The 20,761-nt window shown below is 57.0% G+C and carries 26 protein-coding genes; 3 read left to right on the top strand and 23 right to left on the bottom strand.

Annotation, left to right across the window (positions count from 1 at the left end):
• Nucleotides 1-70: 70 nt before the first annotated feature.
• From RWS31_RS06145 to RWS31_RS06075, 15 genes are all read right to left on the bottom strand, one after another.
• Complete coding sequence (locus tag RWS31_RS06145) at nt 71-1,375, bottom strand: flagellin (protein WP_314596746.1); 1,305 nt, start codon at nt 1,373-1,375, stop codon at nt 71-73.
• Between the two features lie 330 nt (nt 1,376-1,705).
• Nucleotides 1,706-2,044, bottom strand: coding sequence for a hypothetical protein (locus RWS31_RS06140; protein WP_314596745.1), 339 nt, complete (start codon nt 2,042-2,044; stop codon nt 1,706-1,708).
• A complete protein-coding gene (gene fliS / locus RWS31_RS06135; protein ID WP_009646340.1) occupies nt 2,041-2,490 on the bottom strand; it encodes a flagellar export chaperone FliS in 450 nt (149 codons plus the stop codon). Before fliS ends, RWS31_RS06140 begins: the two co-directional genes overlap by 4 nt.
• Nucleotides 2,491-2,514: 24 nt before the next feature.
• Nucleotides 2,515-4,251 (bottom strand): flagellar filament capping protein FliD, encoded by a 1,737-nt coding sequence (fliD, locus tag RWS31_RS06130; RefSeq protein WP_314596742.1) that lies wholly within the window; start codon nt 4,249-4,251, stop codon nt 2,515-2,517.
• A gap of 12 nt (nt 4,252-4,263) precedes the next feature.
• Nucleotides 4,264-4,791, bottom strand: a complete 528-nt coding sequence (locus RWS31_RS06125) for a flagellar protein FlaG (protein WP_314596740.1) — start codon at nt 4,789-4,791, stop codon at nt 4,264-4,266.
• A 129-nt stretch (nt 4,792-4,920) separates the two neighbouring features.
• A complete protein-coding gene (csrA, locus tag RWS31_RS06120; protein ID WP_313972467.1) occupies nt 4,921-5,145 on the bottom strand; it encodes a carbon storage regulator CsrA in 225 nt (74 codons plus the stop codon).
• The gene (gene fliW, locus RWS31_RS06115; RefSeq protein ID WP_314596738.1) at nt 5,146-5,616 is read right to left on the bottom strand and encodes a flagellar assembly protein FliW; all 471 of its coding nucleotides are present in this window, start codon (nt 5,614-5,616) and stop codon (nt 5,146-5,148) included. It lies immediately after the preceding gene.
• 11 nt (nt 5,617-5,627) lie between these two features.
• The gene (locus RWS31_RS06110) at nt 5,628-6,218 is read right to left on the bottom strand and encodes a DUF6470 family protein (protein WP_314596736.1); all 591 of its coding nucleotides are present in this window, start codon (nt 6,216-6,218) and stop codon (nt 5,628-5,630) included.
• 28 nt (nt 6,219-6,246) lie between these two features.
• Entirely contained in the window at nt 6,247-7,587 is a 1,341-nt protein-coding gene (gene flgL, locus RWS31_RS06105) for a flagellar hook-associated protein FlgL (protein WP_314596735.1), read from the bottom strand.
• 10 nt (nt 7,588-7,597) lie between these two features.
• Entirely contained in the window at nt 7,598-9,343 is a 1,746-nt protein-coding gene (flgK, locus tag RWS31_RS06100; RefSeq protein ID WP_314596734.1) for a flagellar hook-associated protein FlgK, read from the bottom strand.
• A gap of 68 nt (nt 9,344-9,411) precedes the next feature.
• Entirely contained in the window at nt 9,412-9,885 is a 474-nt protein-coding gene (locus RWS31_RS06095) for a flagellar protein FlgN (RefSeq protein ID WP_265070919.1), read from the bottom strand.
• A gap of 4 nt (nt 9,886-9,889) precedes the next feature.
• Nucleotides 9,890-10,375 (bottom strand): flagellar export chaperone FlgN, encoded by a 486-nt coding sequence (gene flgN / locus RWS31_RS06090; RefSeq protein WP_314596731.1) that lies wholly within the window; start codon nt 10,373-10,375, stop codon nt 9,890-9,892.
• Between the two features lie 40 nt (nt 10,376-10,415).
• The gene (locus RWS31_RS06085) at nt 10,416-10,709 is read right to left on the bottom strand and encodes a flagellar biosynthesis anti-sigma factor FlgM (protein WP_314596729.1); all 294 of its coding nucleotides are present in this window, start codon (nt 10,707-10,709) and stop codon (nt 10,416-10,418) included.
• 204 nt (nt 10,710-10,913) lie between these two features.
• A complete protein-coding gene (locus tag RWS31_RS06080; RefSeq protein ID WP_013740550.1) occupies nt 10,914-11,255 on the bottom strand; it encodes a flagellar protein in 342 nt (113 codons plus the stop codon).
• A gap of 237 nt (nt 11,256-11,492) precedes the next feature.
• On the bottom strand, nt 11,493-11,852 hold the full coding sequence (locus RWS31_RS06075) for an arsenate reductase family protein (protein WP_314596726.1): 360 nt from the start codon (nt 11,850-11,852) through the stop codon (nt 11,493-11,495).
• A 297-nt stretch (nt 11,853-12,149) separates the two neighbouring features.
• On the opposite strand from RWS31_RS06075, the gene RWS31_RS06070 reads away from it, so the two are divergent.
• Together RWS31_RS06070 and RWS31_RS06065 are read left to right on the top strand one after the other, a co-directional pair.
• On the top strand, nt 12,150-12,473 hold the full coding sequence (locus RWS31_RS06070) for a type II toxin-antitoxin system Phd/YefM family antitoxin (RefSeq protein WP_314596724.1): 324 nt from the start codon (nt 12,150-12,152) through the stop codon (nt 12,471-12,473).
• Nucleotides 12,470-12,811, top strand: a complete 342-nt coding sequence (locus tag RWS31_RS06065; protein ID WP_314596721.1) for a type II toxin-antitoxin system RelE/ParE family toxin — start codon at nt 12,470-12,472, stop codon at nt 12,809-12,811. Before RWS31_RS06070 ends, RWS31_RS06065 begins: the two co-directional genes overlap by 4 nt.
• Nucleotides 12,812-12,833: 22 nt before the next feature.
• On the opposite strand, the gene RWS31_RS06060 is transcribed toward RWS31_RS06065, so the two are convergent.
• Genes RWS31_RS06060 through RWS31_RS06045 form a run of 4 tightly spaced genes read right to left on the bottom strand, consistent with a single transcriptional unit; the run spans nt 12,834 to nt 15,728 of the window.
• On the bottom strand, nt 12,834-13,451 hold the full coding sequence (locus RWS31_RS06060; protein ID WP_009646329.1) for a Type 1 glutamine amidotransferase-like domain-containing protein: 618 nt from the start codon (nt 13,449-13,451) through the stop codon (nt 12,834-12,836).
• A 9-nt stretch (nt 13,452-13,460) separates the two neighbouring features.
• Nucleotides 13,461-14,582 (bottom strand): aminofutalosine synthase MqnE, encoded by a 1,122-nt coding sequence (gene mqnE / locus RWS31_RS06055; RefSeq protein ID WP_314596719.1) that lies wholly within the window; start codon nt 14,580-14,582, stop codon nt 13,461-13,463.
• A gap of 9 nt (nt 14,583-14,591) precedes the next feature.
• On the bottom strand, nt 14,592-15,107 hold the full coding sequence (locus tag RWS31_RS06050) for an ECF transporter S component (RefSeq protein ID WP_314596716.1): 516 nt from the start codon (nt 15,105-15,107) through the stop codon (nt 14,592-14,594).
• 57 nt (nt 15,108-15,164) lie between these two features.
• Nucleotides 15,165-15,728: a carbonic anhydrase gene (locus tag RWS31_RS06045; protein ID WP_314596714.1), complete on the bottom strand. Its 564-nt coding sequence runs from the start codon at nt 15,726-15,728 to the stop codon at nt 15,165-15,167.
• A 207-nt stretch (nt 15,729-15,935) separates the two neighbouring features.
• Between RWS31_RS06045 and trxA the strand changes: the two genes are divergently transcribed.
• Nucleotides 15,936-16,244, top strand: coding sequence for a thioredoxin (trxA, locus tag RWS31_RS06040; RefSeq protein ID WP_314596713.1), 309 nt, complete (start codon nt 15,936-15,938; stop codon nt 16,242-16,244).
• 111 nt (nt 16,245-16,355) lie between these two features.
• Here the strand turns inward: trxA and RWS31_RS06035 are convergent, their stop codons facing one another.
• The 4 genes from RWS31_RS06035 to RWS31_RS06020 all read right to left on the bottom strand — a co-directional run bounded on the left by RWS31_RS06035 (nt 16,356) and on the right by RWS31_RS06020 (nt 20,597).
• Nucleotides 16,356-16,685 (bottom strand): branched-chain amino acid transporter permease, encoded by a 330-nt coding sequence (locus RWS31_RS06035; protein WP_314596711.1) that lies wholly within the window; start codon nt 16,683-16,685, stop codon nt 16,356-16,358.
• Nucleotides 16,682-17,407, bottom strand: a complete 726-nt coding sequence (locus RWS31_RS06030) for an AzlC family ABC transporter permease (protein WP_314596710.1) — start codon at nt 17,405-17,407, stop codon at nt 16,682-16,684. Before RWS31_RS06030 ends, RWS31_RS06035 begins: the two co-directional genes overlap by 4 nt.
• Nucleotides 17,408-19,510, bottom strand: coding sequence for a methyl-accepting chemotaxis protein (locus tag RWS31_RS06025; protein WP_314596708.1), 2,103 nt, complete (start codon nt 19,508-19,510; stop codon nt 17,408-17,410). It abuts the gene before it with no gap.
• Between the two features lie 214 nt (nt 19,511-19,724).
• The gene (locus tag RWS31_RS06020; RefSeq protein ID WP_314596706.1) at nt 19,725-20,597 is read right to left on the bottom strand and encodes an NAD(P)/FAD-dependent oxidoreductase; all 873 of its coding nucleotides are present in this window, start codon (nt 20,595-20,597) and stop codon (nt 19,725-19,727) included.
• Between the last annotated feature and the right edge of the window lie 164 nt (nt 20,598-20,761).

Raw genomic sequence — 20,761 nt, 5'->3', positions numbered from 1 at the left:
GACAAAGAGCAAAAAAAGAACCTCCCCAAAAGGGGAGGTTCTTTTTGCTCTTTGTGTAATTCTGACGAAATTACTGGAGCAGGCTGAGAACGCCGGAGCTGGACTGGTTCGCCTGAGCGAGCATAGCCTGAGCAGCCTGCATGAGAACGTTGTTCTTCGTGTAGTTCGTCATCGCCTTTGCCATGTCGGCATCGCGGATGGTGGACTCGGAAGCCTGGACGTTCTCGCTTGCCGTCGTCAAGTTCTGGCTCGTGTAGTTCAAGCGGCTCTGAACAGCGCCGATCGTCGTCTGCTGGTCGAGTGCCTTTGCGATCGCGTTGTCAAGAACGTTGATGGCAGCATTCGCCTTGTCGCGCGTGCTGATGTTCAGCGTGGAGCCATCCGAACCCTGGAGACCGAGAGCCTGAGCACGCATATCCGTCATGCCGACGCGGATCGCCTGGTTGGCGCGCGTGCCAATCTGGAAGTTCATCGCGTTGTCCTGCGAGTTGTCCTGCGCACGAACCGTCTCGGAGAAAGCATCGAGAACAGCGTTCGCGGACTTGTTGATGTTGCCCTGCGTGTCCGTGATGCTGAACGTGATGCCGCCGATCGAGTTGCCGACACCCGTGCCGCCAGCGTAGATCGAAACCGCGCTCTCGCCGGAAGCCGTGTAGACCGTATCGCCAGCGACGTTCGTGCCGATGATGGACGTTGCACCAACGGTCGTAGCCATCTTGCCGACGCCGGAAATCTTGCCGATGATCTCGCTGAACTTGCACGTACCGACCGTGAAGGACGTCGTCACCGTCTTGCCCTGGTTGACGTAGGAAACCGTGATCGTATCCTGCGAATGGATGTTGAGGTTACGACCCGTGCGGTCAAGCAGCGCCGTCAGAACGGAAGAACCCTCCGTCGCCGTGCTCATCGCCTGGTTCGTGAACGTCGTCGTCGTAGCCGTGACCTTCTGGTTGTGCGTGCCATCGACGAGGTACTTGCCGTTGAACGTGATGTTCGCGTTGTCGTTGATCTGGTCGATGCTCTGGTTGAGCTCCTTCTGGATCGTCTGACGATCGTCATCCGTGTTCGTGTCGTTCGCAGCGTTGATGACCTTCTCCTTGAGGGTCTTGAGGATGTCAACCGTGCTGGAAACAGCGCCCTCAGCAACCTTCATCATGCTGTTGCCGTTCTGCGTGTTCTGGTTGTCCTGATCGAGCGAACGGATCTGGACGCGCATGCGCTCGGAAATCGCATAGCCCGAAGCGTCATCGACGGCGCCGTTGATCTTCATGCCGGACGAAACCTGCTTGAGGCTCGTCGAGAGCGCGCTCTGATTCTTGTTCAACGTGTTCAGCGTGTTGACCGCCATCATGTTGTTCTTAACTACCAATGCCATTTGTCTTTTCCTCCCTGGTTGTTCCTATTTTCTCTTCTGCCGGGCATCCTTGTCCGGTGCTTGAGACGGCTTTGCCGTCCCTGCGCCTTGCGGCGCAAATAAGCAAAACAGGCGTTTTCCGTCTTTACTGCATGCCGCCGCTAGCTAGCTTCATGCAGCGGGTTGATCGGAGACCCGCCTGACTGCTGACATCTGATGAGCGGCAAGTGCTTCTTGCCTTTGCTCAATTAGTTTATCGGTGGGACGCTCCATTTTCTTAAGCGTTTTTTGAAACTTTTTTCCCGCCGGTGAAAATTTATTTTACGGAAGGCTGCACCACCCCGTGCTTCCTCACATTTCTCGATTCACGAGATGACCGCTGGGGTCAAAACCTCTGACCTCATAGTCGCGTACGGTTTCATGCTGCGTGCGCGACTTATTCAGCCAGACCTTCGTGTTGTAGATGATCTGCATCTCGATGGGCTTGAGCTCTTCGACGAGAGCTCGCCCCTCCTGCGTCACCTTGAAGGCCTCGATACTGCACTCTTCCATCTGTTCAAACACCTTGGCCCTCTGCGCTTCAAGGTCGAGGAAGCGGTCAATATCGTCCTCCTTGATGAACTTCAACATCTCATGCGAAAGCTCCAAGTACAGCTGCCAAAGCTCTTCGGGCGTGCGCATCTCCATCATGCGCCCTCGGTCGGAGGCGTCGTGGAGATCTCGGGCACGGGCGGCGCCGCCCCTTCGAGCGTCTCTCCCGATTTTTCGGCACGCGCCTTCTTCATCGCCTGTGCCCAGGCATCGCGCAGCTCGCGGATAATGCCCGCCGCCTCATCAATCTTACCTGTATCACTCGACAAGTTTCCTTGTACGAGGCAGTCGTAGACGTAGTTGTACAGCGGCAGTAGCTGATGCGAGATCTCATAGTCGAAGTCGAGCGTCACGCGAAATTCCGTGATGATCTTCTCCGCCTTGATGATCGAGTTGTTCGCCGACTCGTAGTCCTTCTTCTCCAGAGCCTCCTTGCCCTCCGACATGAAGCGCAGGGCGCCGTTGTAGAGCATGAGCGTGAGGGCTTCGGGCGTCGCCGTCATGATCTGCTGTCTCTTATATGCTTCCGCTGCTGCATTTACCATTCGTTTTCCCCCTGCCTTCCCCTATCACTTCGCGCCGAAAATCGAGCTGTAGGTGCTATTCATACGCTGCAGCGCCGACTCCATCGCGTCGTACTTCTTGTAGAGCTGCGACTGGAAGTCATCCAAGAGATTCTTGAAGTCCTTCATCTTCTTCTTCTGCTGGCGAATCAGATTGCCGAGTGCACTCGAGTCATCCCAATCAGACTTCGTACCGGCTTCTTTGGCAATGTCTTTGAGGCTGTCCAAGGAGACCTTTGACAGGCGCATCGAGATACCCGACTTTTTGAAGTCATCCTTTTCGTCCAACGAGCCAAATACGCGGTAGACAGAGTCGGGGTCTTCCGCCAATGCCTTCTTGAGTTTGTCCTCATTGAGCGTCAGGTGTCCGTGGTTATTGCCAACCTGCGTCGTGATGCCGAGCGACGATGCCGAATTGTACTTCGAGTCCACTGCTGTCACAGGCGTCGCTACAGCCTCTCTCATCTTGTTGATCAGTCTGCCGAGCTGCGCATTGTGATAAAGCAGGCCGCCCTTCGCCTTCTCATTCCAGCGCTTGACCTGCTCTTCCGACATGCCTTTTTCCTGCTCTTTTGTCAGCGGGTCATAGTCCTTGTCGTGTGCAGTGTTATATTCCTTCTGTAGTTCGTCCAAGAGCTTGTTGTAGCTCTCGACGAATTTCTTGACTCTGTCGACGACGGCGTCGACGTTCTGCGAGACGGAGACCGTGACCGTCTGTCCTGTCTGCGTCTTGTTGAGGAAGTTGTAGGTGACGCCTCCCGCAACGAGGCGGTTCTCATCGATACTGTACGTCCTGCCGTCAACCGTCACTTGTCCTGCCGTGCCGCCGTGCGACTGACCCACGCCCTGCGCGAAAGCTGTAAGGGGTGTCAGCGAGTTCGTCGACTGATCATACTTTGCAAGATGCAGGTTGTTCATGAGCTGCGTCGAACCCTTGTCAAGCGTCTTGATGTCGATGACATGGTTCGCGCCGCCGTTCTTGTTGTAGATGCTGAACGATCCCGTCGCCGCATCGTAGCTCGCATTGAAGTTCGCCTTCTTCGCCACCTGACGCGACGAGCCGTTCGAGCCGACAGACGCATTCTGTATGCTGCTCGCAAGGTCATTCAAAGTCTTCTTGTTTTCCACGAGATCCTTGAACGTGTACTTGATCGTATACGTATCAGCAGCGGGCGCTCCAAGCTTGTCCTTCATTTCAAAAGACAGCGCCGTATCATCTTCGTTGACGACGGCATTTGTACCATCCGTATAGTGAACACGATACTGCTTGACACCGCCAGGGCCGAGCGTCGTCAGCTTGTCGATACGCTTGAATGCGATGTCGGCAAGCTCGGTGCTCTTCGATTTGTCGGGCGGATGCGGATCGGAGGGATCCGGCTGATAGGAACGCGTAATCGGTGCGTTCGACATAAAGTAGGCATTCGACGCAAGACTCTGCACCGTGACCGTATGACTCATGACTGCCGCCGCGCCGTTCGCATTGACCGTGACCGTCTTGTCGTCCGAACTTGACGCACTCTTCGCCGCCATATCGGACTGCTTCTTATAATTCGTAAGCTCGGAGAGGTTGTACGTGTTGACCTTGTTGTAAAGCTCGTTGAGCGCGGTCTTCGTGTACTCGTTCGTCATCTCGCGCTTGTACATCTTGTCATATTGGTTCTGCTTGCCCTTCATGCCCATCTTGACGAGGGACTCTACGTCAAGACCCGAGCCGGAAAGGCCGTAAATTCCATTTACACCCATAATTCTTCCTCCTTAGGCCGGCTGATCCAGGAACGTGCCCAGCCATTCGCGCGTCTTTTCCATGCCCTTGATCATATATTCGGGCGGCATCTCCTTGATGAGCTTGCCCGTCTTCTTTTCGAGCATGCGCACGCTCATGACGTCGACTTCCTTGTGGTACTCGAAGGCGATGTTGCAGTTCATGCGGCTCATGATACGGTTGATCTCCTTCATGAGGTACGTCATCTGCGACTCGTCGACCGGCTTGTCCTTGTCGGGCTTCTCCTTGCGCTCCGCTTCCGCTGCCTCGCTCTTCGTATTCGCCGCTTCGCTGATCTCTCGCGCCTGCAGCTGCGTGCTCAGATGCTCGTCGACGACGGCAGCGGGCGAAGCTTCACTTGCGGGGCTGCTCGCCGCAGGGTTCTCCACGCCCGTCGTCGCTGCCTGCTGTCCGCTGTTTGCGGGTGCTACAGGAGCGGGCGCTGAACTCCCCCCTACGGCAAGATCGGTCATCTGCATGACGGCCGCCGCGCCGAGCGCGTCCTGAATCTTGCTTATCATGTTTTCTCCCTCCATAGATAAAATATATGCAATCCCTTGTTTGCCGAGCGCTTCCTGCGCAGGGCAATACAGGAGCTTCCTGCTCCTGCAAGGAACGACTTACTGAAGCCCTGCCCTGGACGAGGCGCTTCACTCCGCCCCGGGCAGTGCGCCGCTGAGGTCGATGTCAGCAGGCGCTGCCGCCCGCTTGTTCTCGTCCTGTATAGCGCGATATATCTCGCCGCGGTAGATCTTGACCTCACGCGGTGCTTCGATGGCGATGCGGACATTGTCCCCCTGAACTTCCACAACGTGGACGACAACATCATCGCCGATCATGATCTGTTGGCGCGGCTTGCGCGTCAATACCAACATTCAGTTCGCCTCCCGCTCGCTTGCTTCCTTGTCCTCCGTCTTCTTGGAAAACAACTTGTGCTTCGTGCAATAGCCGCTCTTGTCAAGGACGATCTGGCATCCCTCATTCGTGCGACTGTTGATGACGATCGGTGCGAGAAGGTTTGCCGTCATCTCGCGGATATCTTTTCCTGGAATCGTCAAGAGCGTATAAAGCAGAAGATCTTCCTGTCGTTCAAGGGCAAGGCTTTCGAGAACATCATCCTCCAAGCGGAACTCGTAGTCAGGGAAGAAGATGAACGGGATCGCCATCAGAAATGCGAGATCGGGCGTTGTCACCGACTGCAGGAAGACGTAAGGGCTTTCCTCGTCGTATGGGATGATGATGAACTCATGTTCGTCTTCGAAGGCTGGAAGGCCTGCAGCAAAATGAACGATCTTGCTCTCATCTTCCTCGATTTCTCCAAAGCGCGTCGTCGTGATCTTTCTCATGTTCTTCTCCCCTATGCGTATACATCATAATGGCCGATGGATGTCCACATATGAATGGAACCTTCCACTTTCATATGATAGTCGATACTGCCCGGCTCATAGTCGTACGTGGCGAACGGATCGGAGCGTATGTCGATCGAGTGCTCGCCGACATCGGGCGATCCTTTAAGCTCTGCTGGATGCACTGTGATCTTCGGACGTGGGATGGGTTTGAGCTCGATTTCCTTCTGTTCCTTGATCTCAGCTTCGATCTTGCCCTTCGCCTGCTTTTGGAAAAAGTCCGCATTTGGCTTCGCCGCACCGTCAATCGCCTGCCAAGCCTCCGATGAACGGCGGCTCGTGCCGCTTTTCACGCCCGAAAGGCCTGCGTTTTTGAAGTCCGCGCAGAGATCGGCATCCTTGCGGAAACCGTACGCCTTACGGCTCTCGTAGCTGTCGATGTCAATGCGCACCTGCGTCGCGCCGAGATTTGCGCTCGCTTCGCGCCGCACCCCTCGCATCTGTGTCGGCGTCATGCTCGTTTTAAGCCGGAAGGAGCGCGTCTGCCAGCCGAGCATGGGCAGGGTATGGCGCACATTCAGATACGTCATATTGGAAAGCATCGCGTCCCTCCTTTCTTCTGTCTTGTTCTTACCTCAAGTAGTCGGTCAAAGTCGGGGGCAGAATGCGCGAGCCGACGGAGAGCGACATGTTGTAGATTGCCGACGCCTGCATGAGCTGGACGGCGAGCTTCGCGACATCCGTGCTGTTCGTGTCGGAAATATCCTGCTTGATGGAAACGGCGTAGTCGTCGAGGATGTCCGCCATGCCCTTGTAGACGTTGTGGCGCGCCGCGATATGATCCTGCGATATGACGACGTTATTGTGTGACTCGTCGGCGAGCGTCACGCCGTCGGAAATCAGCCAGTTGACGTCGGAGGAATCGACTTTCGCCGCCACGGTCAGCATATCGTTGATCGCCGCCGTACCCGACTGGGTATTGCCCGAATTTTCATCGTCAAAGATGTCTGTGCCGAAGATGTCGCCCGCCGTCGCATTGACGGTGTCGGCGGTCGGCTCGACGGCGCCGTTCTTTTTGACCATGGAGATCTGTTTGAAATCGCCTTGGTACTTGACGATCTGCTGGTCGATGGTCTTGAGCTTCAAGTTAACCGTATTGCCACCGACCGTGATGCTCTGTGACCAGCCTGCGCCCTTGCCGGCAGCAGCCGGTGGCGTCGTCGAGGCGTCCTTGATCTGCCCCGTATTGAGGAAGTTGTCCGACACGTTGAATGCGCCGCCGAGAGTGCCCGCGCGATCGGCCGCCGGGTTGACTTCTGTCTGGCCTGCTGCAACCTTCTTCTTGTAGCCGTCCTTCATGAAGTCGTAGGAATAGATGTCTCCCGTCTTCGTGTCGAGATAATATTCATTATTGTCGTCGCCTTGGAGCGTGATCATCTGCTTCATGCGGCCCGACACGTTCGTATTGTTGAAGAACTTCGACTGTTGATCGTCAAGCGTCTTGGGCACGCCACGCGCGACTTTCTTCTCCGTGAGAAGGAACGGCTGTGTGAGGTCGGACTGCCCCGAGAAGATGTAGCGATCACCCTGCTGTGAATTGCCGAGGGAGACGATTTCATGCAGCTTTGCCGTCATATCCTTGGCAATTGCGTCCATATCCGTATCCTGATGTGGCGACTGTGCCGCCTGAATCGTCTTCTCTTTCAAAGTCTTGAAGATGTCCGCCATGCCCGAAACGGCACCGTCTGTGCGCTGCATCCAAGATTTTCCCGCATCGACGTTCTTCTGATACTGCTCGTTCTCGTTTTGCTCCGTGCTGTAGCGCATCCAGTTCGAGTAGCGCACGGGATCGTCCGACGGACGGTGCAGCGACTGTCCGTCCGACTGCTCCATGAGCTTCGCCTGCTCCTCTGCGGCGGTGTTCAGCTGTTTCTGATAGCGTGAAACCATCTGCAAACTGCCGATTCTCATCTATTTCACCTTACCTTCCCACCATTCCCGTGTTGTTCACGAGACGGTCAAGCATTTCGTCCATCGTCGTCATGCAGCGTGCGCACGCGCTGTAGCCCTGCTGGAACTTGATCATATTGGAAAGCTCCTCATTCCAGTTGACTCCAGAGACCGACGTACGCCACGCCTCGATCTGCGTCATGACATCCTGCTGGAACTTGACCTTCGTGTCCATCGCGTTCGAGTCAATGCCGAGCGCACTCGTCACTGAATTGTAATAGTTATTGAGCGAGACCGTGCCCGTCGGACGGTGTTCCGTTGGGCTGCCCGCCGTCGGGTTCTTGTAGATTGTGAGCCCCGTGTCCTTCTGTTCCATGTTGAAGATGTTCGTCAAGAGAACGGCGTTGCTGCCGTCCGCCGTGCCGTTCATGTCGCTCGTCGTATGGACGACGGTGCCCGCGCCCGTAAGATTTGGCGGAACGGTCGCATTGTTGTAGCCGAGATTCTGCACGTAGGAGTTCTTCGCATCGCTGTTGTCGCCGAAGCCGCGTGCGGCAAGCTTGAGCTCGCCGTTCTGTGCGACGAGTTCGGCACTGACCTTCATCGCCTTGATGATCTCAAGGCCTTCGAGCTCTTCCGTATCGCCGGCCGCGGTAGAGAGCGTCGTCGTATGCGTCGTCACGGGAGGCGAGCCGGCTGTTGTCGACGCCGTGCCCGTCACCTTCGCTGCGAGAAGCGACTGACGCTCCTTGTCCCAAATATAATACTTGTCGTTTCTGCCAAAGAAGTTGAGGTTCGATGTCTTGTCCTTGTCAATTCCAGCACCCGCACGATGCTGGTCGTTGAACTGCGTCATGAAGGTCGCCGCGATGTTTGCGAGCTTATCCATGTACGCCTTGTCCTCCTTGATGGAGTCGACGGCAGCTTGCAGCGAGCCATTTCCTGGCACGAAGAGTGTGTTCGTATCCTTGAAAATCAATGAATAGTCGTTGACGCCGTAGCGCTTGTTCTCAACAGGACCGTCCATCTTGAGCTCGAGGCGCGAAACGCCGTTGACGATGGACGCGCCGCCCGAGACGACCTGGTACATGCCGTTATCCATCTCGTAGACGTGCAGGCTCATGTAGCCCGACAATTTATCAACAAGGAGATCGCGCTTGTCGCGAAGATCGTTCGCCATTGCACCATTCGCTTCGGCGAGCGAGATATTCTTATTGAGTTCGACAATCTTCCGCGTGATCTCGTTGACATCCTTGACCTGCGTGTCCATCTCGCGATAGACGAGATCGAGCTGCTTCTGTACGTTCTGCGCCGATTCTTCGAGACGGTCAGCGAACTGCTTGCCCGACTCGATGACAGAGACGCGCTTAGCCGGATCGCTCGCATAGACACTGAGGTCGTTCCACGCACTGTAGAACTTGTGCATCTCATTCTGCAGCCCCTTAGTCTTGGAGTCGTTGAAAACCGCCTCGATCTTGTCGTAGTTCTTCTGACGGTATTTCGCGTAGGACTCCGTCGCTTCCTCCTGCCAATACTGCTTGTCCGCGAAAAAATCGCGGGCTCTCGTCAGCGAATCCGAATCGACGCCGGTACCGACGAAAAGTCCGCCATACAGACTACTGTGCTCCAATGCCCGCGTAGTCGCAGGATTCACGCGCTGGCGCGAATAACCCTCTGTGTTCGCGTTCGTGATGTTGTGCCCCACCGTATCAAGGGACAGCTGATTGTTGTAAATGCCGCGAACCATCGTATTCAGTCCGGAAAATGTTGATCGCATTCTTTCACCCTTTTCCTTCGGAAGCGCCGCCTCGCTCTTACGAATCTGCGCTTTCTCTATCTATCCCGTCAGACGTTTGCATCAAACACCTTCGTGCCCGCGCCCGTCTGCTTCTTCCCTTTCCGCACGTCCTTCGCCGTGTACGTCGCCTCTGCAGGCGTCCCCGCCATCACATTGATGTTGAAGAGGATAAACTGCATGTGGCGTTCGAGCAGGGCGTCATTCATGGCGACAGCCTCCTGCATCTCGCGCATGATCCCGTTCGTTTCCTCCAGCAGGCGTCTCGCGACAGCACGTTCTTCAGACGGAGCCGTGCGCGAGAGAAGCTCCGCGAGGTCGTGCGTTGCCGTACCCTTCAGAAGCAGCTCCTGGCGCTTCTCTATGCGTCGCAGCTCGATGAGAAGGACCTCGATTGCCTTCGTCTCCTTGCTCATCGAATCGCCCGAACCGTCGCAAAGAGCCTGGCGCTGACGTTCCACCGCAAGAAGAAGTCTCTGGCACAAGTCAATCTGCTGTCTGAGCAGCTTGATGATCTCTCCCATAGCTTCACGCCTTGAAGTCGAAGCGGCGCTCGCGCGTCACGCTTTCCTTGCCGCCCGCTCCGTAGGACGCACCCGCCGCCGTGCCGCCGATGCGGTTGAGGTTCGCCGTCACCGCGGCGAGCGCGCCTTCGGCAAGCAGCGTATTCCGCTCGCCGAGGCGCTCGACCTCCTTCATGCGTCGATCAAGCTCCTCGTGCAGCGACTCAAGTTCTCCGGCAATCTGCCGGTCCGGACAGAGTGCCAGAAGCTCGCGCAGTTTCATCGTCGTCTCTATGCCCGCGTCCTTTTCCGCAAGGCTTCGGAGAACCGCCTTGCGGCGCGTCTCAAGTCGCTCGATCTCCGCCGCGAACCGTTCCTCTTCCTTCACGACGCGTTCGATCGCCTTGAGATCCATCGCGGCCAGTGCTTTGTGCTTCGCCCCGCTGACTTCTGCAAGCTCCGCATAACACGAAGAAAGTGCCTTCATGACTTCCTTCATTTCACGCCACATAAGCATCCTCCTCGTGACAGCGCATCAAAACAAGGCTTTCTCAAATGCGCTGGTCGAGCATTTTCGCAGCTATATCGCGCCCGGCAACATAATAATCACCTGCGGCGATGCGCTCTTCATAAAAACCAACTCTGTCCTCTCGAACCTTATCGTTATCCGCTTTCAAGCGGTTGAGAATCTCACCGAACGTCCTACCTTCCTCGGAAAGCACAACGGCGTCCTTGCGCGGCGCTTCCGTCCGGTATCTGTCCTGCGTCTGCACGGCAGAAAGAGCTTCATTCGCCGTATAGACGCCATAAAGAGTCTGCACACGTCCCTGCACCTGGATGGACATCGCACCTCACCACCTTTCTTGTTATGGACGGAAACGGAGCATCCTCACTCACATACCCGTCTTTCATGTGTAGTATCGAAAAAAAATTCTTTCAGCTTAAGCGCCGCTCCATGAGAAGTTTCTGCGAAAGAGCGGCTCTCAAGCGTCCTATTTCTTTGCGACGGGCACGGAAGTGCGCCACCGGAAAGAAGAGGTCATCCGCCCTCAGCCGATGCGGTCCGCCCCCGCCTTGAAGTCGCGCATACAGCCCGCGCAGTAGCGCCCGCGCGTGATCAGCGTGCCGCAGCTCTCGCATGGATAGCGGATCTCCCGGTCCGCCTGCAGGAGGCGGGAGTCGTGGATCATGCGCAGGATCTCCTTTGGCTCAGCCCCCGTTCCTGCGGCGATCTCATCGAGCGTCGTCACCTCCGGATGCGCATTCACATAGCGGATGATACGCTCTTCTTCCTCGCGCTGCTTCTCGAAGCAGTCCATGCACAGCCTCTGCTTCGGCTGTGCGATAAAGAGCTTGCCGCACGAAGGGCAGTTTTTCAAATTTCCGTTCATCTCGTACCTCTCTCCGTAAAAGTAGTCAAAATATATGCGTCTAATGTATCTATCGTCGCGAACGCCTCTATTCCTAAGGGAAGATTCAAGGATTTTTCCAATAGCTTCCCCCCGCCCGTCAGATGCTTCCCTCCAAGAAGCAAAAAAGGCTGCACCCAAGGCAAAAAGCCCGAGCACAGCCATAAGGAAGCGCGGATAAAACGAAGTCACTCATCCCGACGCATCTGCGTCGGGAATTCATGCAAAGTGCTCCTGCCACTCCTTTTCCTTGAAGCCGACGAGGACGAAGTCAGCGGCGACGAGAAGCGGACGCTTGACGAGCATGCCGTCAGAAGCAAGCAAGTCATACTGCTCAGCCTCACTCAACGCGGACAGCTTGTCCTTGAGTCCAAGTTCCTTGTACTTTAAGCCGCTCGTGTTGAAGAAGCGCTTCAGCGGCAGACCGCTCTTCGCGTGCCATGCACGCAGTTCGTCGGCCGTCGGTCTCTCCTCCTTAATGTCGCGCTCCTCGACTGCAGCGCCGCGCTCTTCCAGCCAGCGACGCGCCTTTTGGCATGTCGTGCAGCGCGGATAGCATACGAAAAGACTTTTTTTCATGCAAATGCTCCTTTCGCTCACAAACTACACGCACAAACGTCCACTTCGCGGACATTGTGCGCCGCCCTTACAGAAGCCTGGCCAATCGCTCTGCGCCTTCGGCTTGACCTCTTGGGGCTTCATGGTAAAACAGTTCTTTTCTCGGGCATGCGTTATACAAATGGATATTCCGCTCCGATTCCAAGATTGTGATTCCTTTCCCCGCAACAGGAGTGTCGACAAATTCGTTGCCATTTTATCGACATCTTGCTATACTGGATGCAGAGTACCCGCATGATCTGGAAAGGATGGTTCATCATGCCGCAAATACGCCCGCTTCCCCCTACGATTCCCATCACAGCCTTCAATCGCGGCCAAGCCGGAAAAATTTTCTCCAACGTAAAACAAACCGGCATGACGGTCGTCATGAAGAACAATGAACCGGAGTGCGTCCTGCTGTCGCCTGCCGATTACAACGCCCTTGTCGAGCGCTTAGAAGACGCTGACCTTCTGCATCTCGCTTCCGAAAGACTGAAAGACTTCGACAGCAAAGAGCAGGCGGCTATTCCCTTTGAAGAAGTCTGCAAGCGAAACGGCATCGACCTTCCTTCTCTCGATTTTGAGAGCGTTGAAATCGAATGATGTGGCAAGTACAGTTTCTGGAAGCAGCGCAAAAAGATTTCGAGCGTCTTGACGGCAGTCAAAAGCAGGAAACGGCAAAGGCCATCTGCAAGGTTTCTCAGAATCCACTGCCTGCAAGTAAAGGCGGCTACGGCAAGCCATTGGGCGCACATGCCGACACGAATCTCGTCGGTCTATTAAAAATCAAGCTGAAGCGCTCAGGCATCCGTATCGTCTACAAACTGGTGCAAGACCGCGATCACATGCTTATCATCGTCATCGGGTTGCGCAGCGATTCTGCCGTATATAAAACCGCTGCACGCAGAATTGCAAAACTTGACGACAGTGAGTCCCTATAAGCCTAAGCGGAGCCGATCGCACCTACGCTTCTCTCTCCACTCTGTGCTCCGCACCATCAACAATCACTGCCTCACTGTTGTCCATTGTCAAAAATTCCAGTTTCCCATCGTATACACGAAGCGTTTCTTCCACAGCTTCAACAAACGGTTCTTCTCCTCGATGAGGCAAAATATAAAAATCCACAACAGATAAGCCGCTCATGTCTTTTAGGTCCGGTGCGGCTTTTTTGTCGTCCATGATTTGACCATAGGCAATATCCCTAGCCGTGATCATTGCTCCTGCCGACTCTCCGATATAAAGCATCCCCTCTTCAATTCTCTCATGCAAAGCCCCCAGAAGATTTTTGCGGCGCAGCTCCTGCAGCAAATAGAAGGTATTACCGCCTGAAACATAAAGGCTATCGCACATTTGCAATTCTCGTTCACATTCTTCCCGTGCGAATTTGCTAAAATCCATACGTTTCACACGGTAGCCAAGAGCGGCGAATGTATCCGCCGCTTCCTCCACATAGTCGGTGTATTCTTCGACATTCGCCGCCGTTGGAACGAAGAGAATCTCTTCCGGCCTTTTCTCCTCCAACCATGTTCCAACCAACGTCTTCACTCCGGCCAAATAAGATGCTAGAAAAAGTTTTTTCATTTTTCCACCTCATTCATACACATGAAGGATATTGAAGTTGCAGTCACATGCCGCGGGGATGCGGCCGGCTTCCTTAACGATGCGGATGATGCGGTCCTCCGTCAGCGCGCGCGGACTCTTCGCGCCCGCGTCGTGCAGAATCGTCTCCTTGTGCACCGTGCCGTCGATGTCGTTCGCGCCGAAGGCGAGCGCTACCTGGGCGACAGGGACGGTCAGCATGACCCAATACGCCTTGATGTTCGTGAAATTATCAAGCATGAGGCGCGAGATCGCCATCGTCCTGAGGTCATCCCACATCGAGGTCTGAGAGATGCCGCTCTCAGCGGCGAGCGCCGTGTTCTTCGGCAGGAACGGGAAGCAGATGAAGGTCTGGAAGCCGCCCGTCTCGTCCTGCAGAGAGCGCAGCGCGAGCAGATGGTCGACGCGCTCGGCGAGCGTCTCGATATGCCCGTAGAGCATCGAGGCGTTCGACTTGATGCCGAGTTCATGCGCCGTGCGCGCGGCATCGAGCCACTCCTTCGCCGTCGCCTTGTTCGGACACAGCTCTTCGCGGATGCGGTCGGAAAGGATCTCCGCACCGCCGCCCGCGATAGCGTCAAGTCCGGCCGCCTTGAGCCTCTGCAGCACCTCGCGCACGGAAAGCCCCGAGATCTTGGAAAAATGCGTGATCTCGACGCCCGTGAAGCCCTTGAGGTAGAGCTTGGGGAATCTTTCGTGCAGCGCACGAAGCCGCGCGAGGTAGTCATCGAACGTCCATGCGGGATGCAGCCCCGAGACGACGTGCAGTCCCGCAAGGTGCGGATCCTTCATCGCGTCCTCGACGACGGCGACGGCGTCGTCCGCCGCCATCTCGTAAGCGCCCTTGTCCTCGGCGTCACGTCCGAAAGCGCAGAACTTGCAGTGCGCACGGCATATATTCGTGAGGTTCACATGGCAGTTCACGTTGTAGTAGACGACGTCGCCGCACTTTTCGCGCCGCACATGGTCGGCGAGTGCACCGAGCCAAGCGATGTTTCTGCAGTCAAAGAGGCGGACGCCGTCCTCGCGCGTCAGGCGCTCTTTCGCCAGCACCTTTTCTTCAATATCTTCATAGCCCTTGGGAGCGAGCAATTCCGTCACTTCTTTCCTCATCCATAAAATTTAATCCTTGCGCAAAAAACGCCCGCGCAAAAACGGCAGGGCGGCGAGCGCCAAGGCGCTGTTGACGACCCCCTCCACGAAAAGCCCGGGGAAGGAGGCCAGCGCCGCCGCGAGGCTGTCATAAAGGACAGCGCCCGCGAGCGTGTAGGCCGCCGCCATCCAGAGGCTTGAAAGCGTGAGCGCCACGCCGATGCGTCCAACGAGACTCGCCGCATCCGCCATGCGGCAGACGATTTCCGCCATGACAAACTTGATGACGAGCGTCGGCACGATCCAAAGCGCGAAGCCGCTCATGAAGTCGGCAAGCGCCGAGCCGAGGCACGCGGCAACGAGCGCCGAGCGCCGCGGCGTCAAAAGTGCGAAGAGAAAGATCGCGGCATCGCCCAAGTGCGCGTAGCCCAGCGGTATCGGGATGTGCGGCACGAAGGTGGCGAGAAAGACGATCGCCGTCATCAGCGCGGTCAAGACAAGATCCTTCGCGGTAAACTCACGGTTCTTTCTTCGAGCGGCCATCATGACTTCTCCTCCGGCATACCTGAACCAAAAAACTTCTCCTCATATCCGATGCTGCCTTCACGCATCGCCGCTCTCGATCAGATCGACCTTGCCCGTCCTCGGGTGCAGCATCAGTCCGTGAATCTTGAGATCCTTCGGCAGCAGCGGATTCTCGCGCAATTTTTGGACGACTTCCTTGACATTTTCCGCTGGATGGCTGAAGCTGTCCGCCCAATGCACAAGTTCCTCGCGCAGGGGCGCGATCGCCGCATCGTCGATGCCGCGCGCGTGCATGGCCTCGATCAGGCTCTTCGCCGTCGTCTTCGCCATGCCGCATTCGTCGTGTCCGACGACGAAGATCTCCTCAATGCCGAGCTCGTATGTCGCAACCATGAGGCTTCGCACGACACCGTCGAAGGGGTCGACGAGCGTGTTGCCGACGGTTTTGACGAATTTCGCGTCGCCGCGCTTTAGCCCCAAGGCAGGCTCCAAAAGCTCTACAAGGCGCGTGTCCATGCAGGTGAACACAGCGATTTTCTTCTTCGGCAGCTTGCTCTCGTGCACATCCTCCCCCGTGTAGTCGACGGGCGGGTTCTTGCAGTACGCCTCATTCGCCTGCAGCATCTCTTCCAATCGTGTCATGGAATCCACCTTTCCAGGGAAGCACGGATAAGTTCAGCGATTCCCCAATCATTATTTTTCGTTCATCATTGTAGTGGAAAAAGCGCGATATTGCAAGAGATTTGACGGCAAGACGGAAGAAATCGCACGCCTTCCCGCTTTTTCCGAGGAAAAAGATGTGATATAATGGCGAAAGAATTCCATCAAAAAAGATTGCGAGGGATAAACATGAATGCAATAGAGATTACAAAGGAAAACTTCGAGAGCGAGGTCACGGCCGCCAAGGGCGCGGTACTGCTCGACTTCTGGGCGCCGTGGTGCGGCCCGTGCCGCATGCTCACGCCCGTCATCGACGAGGTGGCTGCAGGGCATCCCGACCTCAAGGTCGGCAAGGTCAACATCGACGAGCAGCCCGATCTCGCCGTCCAATTCGGCGTGCAGTCGATTCCGACGCTCATCGTCTTCAAGGACGGAAAGAAGGCGAAAGAATCCGTCGGCTTCGTGCCGCGCGAGATGGTCGAGAGCCTGCTCGACTGAAGGGATCGCGGATAAATTTCGCGCTTCCTCAAGACATACGAGAAAGAGCCGCCATGGTTTTGTAGCCGTGGCGGCTCTTTTTCGATATGTGCTGCATTCATCCGTGTTTTCTCAGATGAATACGAACTGTACGAGCAGCATGTAGCAGACTGTGCCGCCTGCGATGGAGAAGAGGAACTGCCTGCGCCACACGTGCAAGCCCGCCGTCACGGCGACGCCCAAAAGCTCGGGCAAGCCGTGCGGCGCGGCGAGCCATGCGACGTCCTTGAGACAGTAGACGACGAGCAGCGCGAAGATCGCGGCGGGCAGCGCATCGCCCAAGTAGCGCACATAGGCGGGCGTCGGCTTTCTGCCCGAAAAGATGAGAAACGGCACAGCGCGCGTAAGGAGCGTCGCCAGCCCGCACAGGGCGATCGTCGCGGCTTCCTCAAAAGAGCTCATCGAAAGCCTCCCTTCCGCACAATCGGGCGACGCAGTGCGGTCAAAAGGAGCAAGATCAGCGCCATCGTCGGGATGAGGAAGTCGTCCGCGCCAAAGAAGAAGAGGCAGACGCCTGCGGAGAAAAAGCCAACGGCAGCGCTGATATGCTGCTTTTCATGTAGGAATTGCTCCAGGAAGATGACGACGAACATCGCCGTCATCACGAAGCCGAGTCCCGCAGTGTCGAAGCTCATCAGACCGCCTGCGAGACTGCCGAGCGCCGTGCCCGCGACCCAATAAAGCTGATTGAGAAGCGTGACGAAGAAGTAGAACCAGCCGCGATCGACATCCTGCGGCAGGCGCGTCGTATAGGCGATGGAGAACGTCTCGTCGCAAAGGCCGTAGATGAGATAGATGCGCTTGGCGCCGAGCCCCTTGTACTTTTCGAGCATCGAAAGCCCATAGAAGAGGTGGCGCGCCTGAATCATCAAGGCGATGAAGAACGCCTGCACGGGTGCAAAGGGCGAGAGCAGCAGCGTCCCCGCAACGAACTCCAAGGAGCCGCCGAAAATGACGACGGCCATGACGACGGGATACCAGAAGGAGAAGCCGAGCACATGCATGTAGACGCCGTACGCCATGCCGAGGAAGAGGAAGCCCGCGAGAATCGGCACGGTGCGCGGAAATGCCGCGCGAAGAGCGCGTGCCTTCACCCCGTCGCCGCGAAGAGTCAAGCCGCCCATCTACGCGCCGCGCTCGATGTTTCGGATCAGGAGGTTGATCGCCTCCATGCGCATATTCGCCGACTCGCTGACCTTTTCCAGCTCGCTGACTGAGCGCGCCGACTCGGCGATGTGCACGAGGCTTCCTTCGAGCGTCTTCTGCAGCACGGTCATCTGCTCGTTGAACTGCGCGTCGAAAGCATGAATCTTCTTCTCCATTTTCTCGTTTGCCTCCATGATGGCGTCGATCTTGTGCACTTCATTCAGCAGCTTTCGCACCGCCTCGTCGGATGCCGTAAGGTTTTCCTGCGTCGTGCCCGAGAGCTTGCTGACCTCCTGCGCGACGACGGCGAAGCCACGTCCCGCCTCGCCCGCACGCGCCGCCTCTATGGTCGCATTCAAGGCGAGTAAGTTGATCTGCGAAGCGATGCCTGCAATCAGGCGAATAACCTCGTCGATGCGCTTCGTGTCCTGCGCCAGCTTTTCGAGCGTAGGCCCGATTTCCTCGCCTTGGCGCACGATCTGCGCGAAGAGCTGCTTCTGCTCGGCCGAGCCGTCCGAAAGATTCTTGAGCGCCGCCTGAATCGCATGGACCTCATCGGAAATGCGCGTGATGGAGGCGATGATCGCAGGAATCTTCTGCTGATAGTCGCGAAACATGGCGACAAGGTCATCCTTGAGCGCCCCCACATGCGCCTGCCGGTCGATCATGCGGCGGAAGAAAAAGGTGTCGCAGTCGGCGTAGATGCTCGCGAAGTTATCGATGTAATCATCGCAAAAACTCACACCCGAAGGCACATGATAGAAGAAGAGCGCCGTCAGCGTCTCGTTGACATGCAGCCCTGCGATTTCACCGAAGCTCGAAAAGCCTGCGACAGGCACATCGCGGAACTCGTCGATGTGCCCCGTCTCCGACGCATAGCAGAGGCGGCGCAGGATGCAGTCGTTCAGGATACCGCCGAGCGGTGCAGGCTTGCCGCGCTGGAAATCGGCAAGACCCTTGGCGAGCGTATCGGCGAGAGAGCCGCGCTTCATCAGATGAAGCCGCTCGCCCGTCACGATGTCGCAGTAGAGATTCAGGCGGCCTCGCGCATGGTCGAGCGCACTGACCGAGCGGATGAAGAAGTCTTCGTTGATATCGGAAGCGAACGTGTACTTCTGCATTGCCGCATCAAGATCGGCGGCAGAATGCACGCCAAGCGTGCGTTTCAAGGCCTCCAACGCCGGCAATGTCTCGCCCGACGAAAGCTGCAGCGTCTCGACGGAGCGAAGCGCCGTCGAGGCCTTGTCGATGATGAAGGACGTATCCGTCTTTTCGACCGCCTGCGTCTTGAAGATGCCGTAGCGGTAGCCGCGCCTGAGACGCACGAGCGTAATGACGGCATGATCTTCAAGGCTCGCTTCGCCGTCGTAGACGCAGGCGCGCCCGTGCGCATCGGGGGCAGACGAGCCGCCGATATAGGGGCACGGGAACTTTCGAGACTCGTAGAGCGCCTGCATGAGAAACGTCTCCGAGCGCGAAAGTCCATCGATGTAGACGAGCGCAAACGTGTGGTAAAGACTGATGCGAAACGGCGGCGTATGCCGCTCAAGCTCGCCCTTGATCGCTTGGAGACGCGCCTCAAGGCTCATGTCGATACGATCCGCCTTCAAGTCCTGCGAGTGAAGCGGAACGCTCATCGTGAAGACGTCCTCGATCATGCGGCGCGAATATCCCTGCAGAAGCACGCGTGCGCGTCCTTCACCGGCTTCCTGGTAAAGCGTCGCGCTGCCCTGCGGACGACAAAGCTCGCCCGCGTCCGTCATGAGCACGACGCGCACTTCCTTGCCGAGCGCCTGCTGCACGGCTCTGCCGACGTCCGTCAAGTCGAGATCGGGCGAGACGAAGCCGAGGACGAGCGCCACGCCGTCGGGCAGAGAGGCGATGGGCGCGAGGTTTTCCCGCGCAATCTCGCTTCGATGCAGGTAGCAGACGGCGACATCAGCGCCCTGCAAGTCTCTGCCTGCCGGCGCTCCGTTCTGCGCGGCCGCCTTTTGAACCTGCGGCAAGGGCTTCGCATCCACGCGGTCGCGCAGAGAAGATTTCCCTTCCTCATCTTTTCTGCTCTTCAAAAAATCAAACACCTTCGAACCTCCTGACGAAAGAAGCACGGATAAATTCGGCCGCCTATCCTTACACTTCTATGCGGCCTCAATTTATCATCATTTCCCAAAGAAAACTGCCGGACACGCCCGCGCCCAGCTGGCGTACATACCTTGACCATCATTATAGCATGGAAGGGGCGTCTCTTTCCAATTTTTTTCAAAGAAAACTTTCCGTCAGCCGCACTTCTTCCATTCAAGCCTTTTTGCCGCGCAAAAACTTCAGCGCCGAAAGCCCCGCGACCGCGCCCTCGTGCACGGCCTTCGCCACCTGCAGGAGTCCGCCCGTCGCATCGCCCGCGGCAAAGACGCCGGGCACGTTTGTCTCCATCTTCTCATTCACTTTCAGATATACACCGTCGAGAAGAATGCCGAGCTTCTTGGCAATCGCCGTGCTGCCCGCCGTGCCGACGGCGACGAATACGCCGCTGACGGGAAGCGCCGCACCGCCCGCGAAGACGACGCGCTCGACCCTGCCCTCGCCCTCGACCGCGGCGAGCCGTTCCGTATGCACGAGAAGCCCTGTCGGCACGTGCACGGGCGCCGCTTCGCCATTCGTCAAAAGATGCACCTTCGCCGCGTGCGGCAGGAGCGCCGCAGCTTCTGCAAGCGCATAGTCACCCGCGCCGAGGACGGCGGCCTCCTTGCCTCGATAGAAGAAGGCGTCGCAGATCGCGCAGTAGCTCACGCCGTGCCCTTCCAGCTCCCTGAGTCCTGAGAGTGGCGGCGCGAGGCGCGAAGCGCCCATGGCGAGCACGACCGCATCCGCTTCGAGCGTCCGATGCACGAGCTCGGCGACGAAGCCATCCATCGTGTCCTTGAAACGCAGGCCGACAAGCTCGCCCTCGACGAAGTCCACGCCGAGACGCTTCGCGCCCTCGACGCCCTGCGCGGCCAATTCCCTGCCCGTCAGCGGCTCGCCGAAGCCATAATAGTTTTCAATCTGCTCCGCCTTTTCGAGCGCACCGATGCCGTTCGCAACGACCGTGACCGACGCCCCGCCGCGCTTCGCGTAAACAGCCGCCGAAATGCCCGCAGGCCCCTGTCCGATGACAAGAAGATGCTTCATGCCTGAATCTCCTTTCCGTTCCAAAGGAAGCGCAAATAACCTCAAGCGCCCATCTTCGCATATCCGGACGACTCCGTCTCAGCCGCGCTTCCACCGTTCTTCCATTACTATACTACGTAAATTTTCCGCGCTTTGTCAATAACCGCTTGCAATTCTGCCCCATT

Source organism: uncultured Selenomonas sp., from assembly GCF_963528755.1.
Taxonomy (GTDB): domain Bacteria; phylum Bacillota; class Negativicutes; order Selenomonadales; family Selenomonadaceae; genus Selenomonas.
Note: the sequence above shows the minus strand (reverse complement) of the source record. Positions and strands in the feature narration are given on the sequence as shown.